We start from the raw sequence: 6,000 nt of genomic DNA, 5'->3' as shown, positions 1-6,000 counted from the left end.
GCACCCCCTGAACTGGGGTGTTGCGACGACCACTAGAACCTAAGCGGATACATCCGGGTGGGGCCCTTCGGCGTTCCTGGCGTGCCTGGAGGGGCGTGCCGCTGTGGCGTCAGCAGCCGGGCGCGGTCAGTGGTGACCGTGTCCGCTCGTCAGTTCCTTGTACTCCTCGGCGGTCGGCTTCTCGATGGGCTCGCTGAAGTACCAGCGGGACATCTTGGCGCGAAGCTTCTGCGAAGGCTTGGCCTTGCGGGCCACACCGTTCTCGTCCTCGGCCGCGTCGAGCTCGTACGGCTTGGGCTGCTCGTGCGCGGTGAGGGTGTGCATCATCTCGGCGTCCAGCGGTTCGTGGATCTCGATGAACTCGCCGTGCGGGAGCTTCTTGATGACGCCGGTCTCGCGACCGTGCAGGACCTTGTCCCGGTCCCGCCGTTGCAGACCCTTGCAGATCCGCACCGTGGCCATGTAGGCCAACACGGGGGCGATGAAGAACAGGAAGCGGGCCACCCACGTGATCGTGTTGATCGACAGATGGAAGTGGGTCGCGATGACGTCGTTGCCGCCCGCCACCCACAGCACGCCGTAGCACGTGATCCACGCGACGCCCAGGCCGGTGCGGACCGGCATGTTGCGCGGCCGGTCCAGCAGGTGGTGTTCGCGCTTGTCGCCGGTGATCCAGCCTTCGATCCACGGGTACAGCGCCATGAACGTGAACAGGACACCGGGCACGATCAACGACGGGATCATCACGTTGAAGCTGAGGGTGTGACCCCAGATGTTCCACTCCCAGTTCGGCATGATGCGCAGGGATCCTTCGAGGAACCCGATGTACCAGTCCGGTTGGGAGCCCGCGGTGATCTGTCCCGGGTTGTATGGACCGTAGGCCCAGATCGGGTTGATCTGCACCATGCCGCCCAGGGCGGCGGTGATGCCGAACACGATGAAGAAGAAGCCACCGGCCTTGGCCATGTAGACCGGCATGAGCGGCAGGCCCACGACGTTCTTCTCGGTCTTGCCAGCGCCCGGGAACTGCGTGTGCTTGTGGTAGAAGACCAGGATCAGGTGGACGGTCAGCAGGCCGACCATGATCGCGGGAACCAGCAGCACGTGGATCGTGAACAGGCGCGGAACGATGTCCTCGCCGGGGAACTCCCCACCGAACAGGAAGAACTGCAGGTAGGTGCCGACGATCGGGATCGAGAGCACGACGCCCTCGGCGATGCGCAGACCCGTACCGGAGAGCAGGTCGTCCGGGAGCGAGTAGCCGGTGAAGCCGTTGACCATGGCCAACACCAGCAGGATGAAGCCGAAGAGCCAGTTGATTTCGCGCGGCTTGCGGAACGCCCCGGTGAAGAAGATCCGGAACATGTGCACGAACAGCGACGACACGAAGATCAGCGCGGCCCAGTGGTGGATCTGACGCATCGCCAGACCACCGCGGATGTCGAAGCTGATGTCCAGCGTCGACGCGTACGCCTGGGACATGTGAATGCCCTGCAGCGGTACGTAGGAGCCGTCGTAGACGACTTCCTGCATGCTCGGCTTGAAGAACAGGGTCAGGAAGACACCCGTGAGCAACAGGATGATGAAGCTGTAGAGCGCCACTTCACCGAGCATGAAGGACCAGTGGTCCGGAAAGACCTTGCGAAGGTTCTTCTTCGCGGCGCCATAGATGCCCAGCCGACTGTCTATGGCGTCGGCGGCCCGGACGGCCGCGTTGTCGGGAATCGGGGCGCTCTTGTTCGCCCCGCCCTTGGTCTGTTCGCTCGACATCAGCCACGCTCCCAGAAGCTCGGGCCGACCGGTTCGGCGAAGTCCTGCGAAGCGGCGAGGTTACCCGCCTCGTTCACGTGGATCTTCAGCTGCGGCAGGGAGCGCGCGGCGGGTCCGAACACGACCTTGCCGTCGTCGGCGAGGTCGAAGGTGGACTGGTGGCACGGGCAGAGCAGGTGGTGCGTCTGCTGCTCGTACAGGCCGATCGGGCAACCCACGTGGGTGCAGATCTTCGAGTACGCCACGATGCCCTCGTGGCCCCAGTCCGTTTCCTTCTTGGACTTGATGTCCTTGGGCTCCAGTCGGATGAGCAGGACCGCGGCCTTGCCCGCCGCCTCCAGCCACCCGTGTTCGAGCTCTTCCTTCTGCCCGGCGGGGCCGTACTTCTCGACCAGTCCGTCGGGGAGCGCCATGGTCAGCGAACCCTTGACGATGTCGTTCGGCTTGATCGGCTTGCCGGTCGCCTCGTTGATGAGCTCCTTGCCCGGCTTCCACTGCGTGTGCCGAAGCTTGGTGCCGGGCATCGGACCGAGGTCGCGAAGGAGCACGACGCCGGACAGCGGCACGAGTGCCATCGCGCCGATCATCGTGCGACGGATCAGCGGGCGGCGCCCGATCGCGGAGTCCGCGGCACCCTGAGCGAACTCACGGATCGCGTACTCGCGAGTCTCGGCGTCCGACGCGAGGTCGTGCCGTTCCTGCACGACCTCTTCGTCCGTCATCAGCGTGCGGGCCCAGTGGACCGCGCCGGCGCCGATGCAGAACAACGCGAGGCCGAGCGTGCCGCCCAGCGCGAGGTTCTGCGCACCGATCTTCCCGAAGAAGAAGATGTCGATGATGCGGTACTTGTCTATGCCGACGTACGCCGCGATGAAGCCGATCGTCGACAGCATCGAGATCACGAAGAGAAACGCGACCTGGCGCTCGGCGCGGTTCGCGGCCTTCTCGTCGATGTCGGTGACACGCGGCTCGTGAGCCGGCAGGCCGGGGTCGGCGAACGGGTCGCTCTCCGCCGGAACGTGTGCCGAGGCATGGACCTCGGGCAGGTGCTCTTCAGGCACTTCAGGCTTGTCCTGGCTACTCATTTGGTCCTGGCCTTGGGGGTCCGAGCGGCAACCCAGATCGCACATCCGATGAGCAGACCGAGAGCGATGACCCACCCGAAGAGGCCCTCGGAGACCGGGCCGAGGCGGCCCAGACCCAGACCGCCGGGGTTCGGCTCCTTCTTGGTCGTCTCGTGGACGTACGTGACGATGTCCTTCTTCTGCTGCTCGGGCATCGTGCTGTCCGGGAACGCGGGCATGTTCTGCGGGCCACTGAGCATGGCCTCGTAGATGTGCTTCGGGTCCACGTCCGTCAACGGCGGTGCGAACTTGCCCTCGGTCAGGGCGCCGCCCTCACCGGAGAAGTTGTGGCACTGCGAGCAGTTCGTGCGGAACAACTCGGCGCCGTTGACGATGTCGCCGTCGGGCGCGTACATGTTCGATGTCGGGACCTTGGGGCCGACGCCGAGGGAGGCGATGTACGCCGCGAGCTGTTCGGTCTGCGCGGCCGTGTAGACCTTCGGCTTGCCGGGCGCCTGGGCGCCGGGCTGCTGAAGGGGCATCCGGCCGGTCGAGACCTGGAAATCGACGGCGGCGGCGCCGACGCCGATCAGGGACGGACCGTCCGACGAACCCTGGGCATCCAACCCGTGGCACGTCGAACAGCCGCTGAGGTAGAGCTTCTTGCCCGCTTCGACCGCGATGGAGGCAGAGTCGTCGGCCTCCGCCTTCTTGGCGGGCGCGAACGCGGCGTACAGCCCCCCCGTGGCCGCGAGCGCGAAAATGAGGGCGACGATCGCCGCCAGAGGGTGGCGTCGTCGCGCGGAGAGCTTTTTCACGAAAAACCCCGGTCCAAGTCGTCTGCGTAGTGAGTGGTCGGTGCCGTCTACCTGATGACGTAGATCGTGAAGAACAGGCCGATCCAGACCACGTCAACGAAGTGCCAGTAGTACGAGACGACGATTGCGGCCGTGGCCTGCTCGTGCGTGAACCTGCGGGCCGCGTAGGTGCGTCCGAGGATCAGCAGGAAGGCGATGAGGCCGCCTGTCACGTGCATGCCGTGGAAGCCGGTGGTCAGGTAGAAGACCGAACCGTAAGCCGACGACGAAAGAGTCGTACCCTCCTTGACCAGCTCCGTGTACTCCATCACCTGTCCGCCGACAAAGACGGCGCCCATGATGAAGGTGATGATGAACCACATTCGGAGCTTCTTGACGTCACCGCGTTCGGCCGCAAAGACGCCGAGCTGGCAAGTGAGCGAGGACAGCACGAGGATCGTCGTGTTGCCCGTCGAGAACGGGATGTTCAGCTCACTGGCGTGCTCACGCCATGCGTCCGCGCCGGTGACCGACCGGATCGTGAAATACATCGCGAACAGGGCCGCGAAAAACATCAGCTCCGACGCCAACCAGACGATCGTGCCGATGCTGACCAAGTTGGGACGGTTGAGTGTCCCGTGTGAGGGCCCGGTTTCTAGTGAAGTTGCTGTCGCCACGGCGGCCATTATTGCGCTCGCCGGATCTGCCCACACTTCGGGGGGTAACCCTTGTAGAACGTGTCGGGGTTAGGCTCTGGTTCCGTGAGTGGCTCTACAGGCGATGCCGGGATGTTTCTGGCACACGCGACCCCCGGGAACGTACCGCCGGAACTGACCCCCGTTCGGCTGCTGACCGGGTGGGTGTTCGAGCCCATCCCGATCCTCGTCGCGGTGCTCTTCGGCGGCCTCTATCTGTACGGCGTGCACAAGCTACGAGCCCGTGGGGACACGTGGTCACGGTGGCGAAGCGTGTCGTTCCTGGGTCTGGGCCTGGGCACTTTTCTGATCGCGACCGAGTCCGCGTTGGCCGCCTACGACACCGTGTTGATCAGCGTGCACATGGTTCAGCACATGGTGCTGGCGATGGTCACCCCGATCTTCCTGGCGCTCGGTGCGCCGATCACGCTCGCGCTGCGGACCCTGCCGACCAAGTGGCGTAATCGGCTCAACGCCCTTCTGCACAGCAAGTTCTCGAAGATCGTGACCTTCCCGGCGTTCGCCGGATTCGTCTTCGTGCTCAACCCGTTCGCCCTGTACTTCACGCCCTGGTACGAACTGACGCTGCGGAACACGTTCTTCCACGACATGAATCACGTGCACTTCGTGATCATCGGATGCATGTGGTTCTGGCCGTTGTTGGGTCTGGACCCGATGCCTCGGACCACCTATCCGATGCGGCTGCTCGCGGTCTTTGCGACGCTTCCGTTCCACGCGTGGCTGGGCATCGCGATCATGAGTTCCTCGAACGTGCTGGCCGGTGACTGGTACAACGACCTGGGCCGGGACTGGGGCGCGAGTCCGCTGTCCGACCAGGGCACGGCCGGCGGAATCCTGTGGGGCAGCGGCGACATCATCGGGTTGCTGGTCTTCCTCGTGCTGTTCGTGCAGTGGGCGAAGGCCTCGGAGCGGGAAGCGGTCCGCGAGGATCGTCGGCTCGATCGGCTGGAGTTGATCGAGGCCGGACGCAAGGCCCGTGACGAACGGCTGGCGCGCGAGGCCGCGGCGGGGGCCGAGGAGGGCGCCGCCGAGCCCGCGAACGGCGCGGAGACACACCCGCGACCGGCCGCGAAATCCGTGCCGAAGAGCACTCCTTCGGGTGACTCTGCCCGAACGGAGGACGCCGACTCGGCCGTACGAGTGGCGCGCGGGGTCGAACCGCGGCTCGCGGAAGCGCCCGAGTAGCGTCGCGGGATGATCCTCGAACGGTTTTTGCGCCGTCGGCGTCCCGAGCCCGCACCCCCGCTCGTGGACGACGGGACGCTCGTCGTGGTCGGATCCTGCTTCGATCCGGCGCGCGCCGACTCGGCGGTGATCGCGCAGATGAGTGCGGCCGGAGTGGACGTGGAGACCGGGCCGTTCGTCATGCGGCACGTGATGACGCTGCCGGACGAGGCCGCGGTGGCCGAGGCGCGGCGGATCCTGGGTCCGGACGGCTGGGCGGTGGAGGTCGTGGGCGCGGGGGAGACGCCGCTGCGGGTGCGCGTCGCGCGGCAGCAGACGATCACCGGCCTCGAACCGGCGCGCGAGCGCACCCGGATGGCGGGCCTGGCGCAGCGGCTCGGCGGCGACGCGTCGGGCTACGAGGTGCTCGCCCGGCCCTGACCCGGGCGGACGTGCCGGCCGAGGCCGCGTGACGCGGCACACATTTCG

6 protein-coding genes are annotated in these 6,000 nt (G+C 66.0%); 2 read left to right on the top strand and 4 right to left on the bottom strand.

Annotated features, from left to right (window positions below; genetic code table 11):
- Positions 1–126: 126 nt before the first annotated feature.
- The 4 genes from GT354_RS31070 to GT354_RS31055 are packed head-to-tail and all read right to left on the bottom strand — an operon-like array spanning position 127 to position 4,317.
- A complete protein-coding gene (locus tag GT354_RS31070) occupies positions 127–1,770 on the bottom strand; it encodes a ubiquinol-cytochrome c reductase cytochrome b subunit (RefSeq protein ID WP_161359699.1) in 1,644 nt (547 codons plus the stop codon).
- Positions 1,770–2,855 (bottom strand): Rieske 2Fe-2S domain-containing protein, encoded by a 1,086-nt coding sequence (locus GT354_RS31065; RefSeq protein WP_161359698.1) that lies wholly within the window; start codon positions 2,853–2,855, stop codon positions 1,770–1,772. Before GT354_RS31065 ends, GT354_RS31070 begins: the two co-directional genes overlap by 1 nt.
- Positions 2,852–3,652 carry a cytochrome c gene (locus tag GT354_RS31060; protein WP_161359697.1) on the bottom strand — a complete coding sequence of 267 codons (801 nt, stop codon included), beginning with the start codon at positions 3,650–3,652 and terminating at the stop codon, positions 2,852–2,854. The genes GT354_RS31065 and GT354_RS31060 overlap by 4 nt, the downstream gene beginning before the upstream one ends.
- A 47-nt stretch (positions 3,653–3,699) precedes the next feature.
- Positions 3,700–4,317, bottom strand: coding sequence for a heme-copper oxidase subunit III (locus GT354_RS31055; protein WP_161359696.1), 618 nt, complete (start codon positions 4,315–4,317; stop codon positions 3,700–3,702).
- A gap of 75 nt (positions 4,318–4,392) precedes the next feature.
- On the opposite strand from GT354_RS31055, the gene GT354_RS31050 reads away from it, so the two are divergent.
- Positions 4,393–5,532 carry a cytochrome c oxidase assembly protein gene (locus tag GT354_RS31050; RefSeq protein WP_346012257.1) on the top strand — a complete coding sequence of 380 codons (1,140 nt, stop codon included), beginning with the start codon at positions 4,393–4,395 and terminating at the stop codon, positions 5,530–5,532.
- 9 nt (positions 5,533–5,541) lie between these two features.
- Positions 5,542–5,952 (top strand): hypothetical protein, encoded by a 411-nt coding sequence (locus GT354_RS31045; protein WP_161359695.1) that lies wholly within the window; start codon positions 5,542–5,544, stop codon positions 5,950–5,952.
- Positions 5,953–6,000: the final 48 nt, after the last annotated feature.

This window comes from Streptomyces sp. SID3343, from assembly GCF_009865215.1.
In the GTDB taxonomy this organism is placed as follows: domain Bacteria; phylum Actinomycetota; class Actinomycetes; order Streptomycetales; family Streptomycetaceae; genus Embleya.
The sequence above is the reverse complement of the archived record's forward strand: the minus strand, read 5'-3'. Positions and strand labels throughout refer to the sequence as shown.

What these genes read in the sequence shown, in the direction of transcription:
- GT354_RS31070 (WP_161359699.1), bottom strand. Translation starts at nt 1,770, where the DNA reads ATGTCGAGCGAACAGACCAAGGGCGGGGCGAACAAGAGCGCCCCGATT.
- GT354_RS31065 (WP_161359698.1), bottom strand. Translation starts at nt 2,855, where the DNA reads ATGAGTAGCCAGGACAAGCCTGAAGTGCCTGAAGAGCACCTGCCCGAG.
- GT354_RS31055 (WP_161359696.1), bottom strand. Translation starts at nt 4,317, where the DNA reads ATGGCCGCCGTGGCGACAGCAACTTCACTAGAAACCGGGCCCTCACAC.
- GT354_RS31045 (WP_161359695.1), top strand. Translation starts at nt 5,542, where the DNA reads ATGATCCTCGAACGGTTTTTGCGCCGTCGGCGTCCCGAGCCCGCACCC.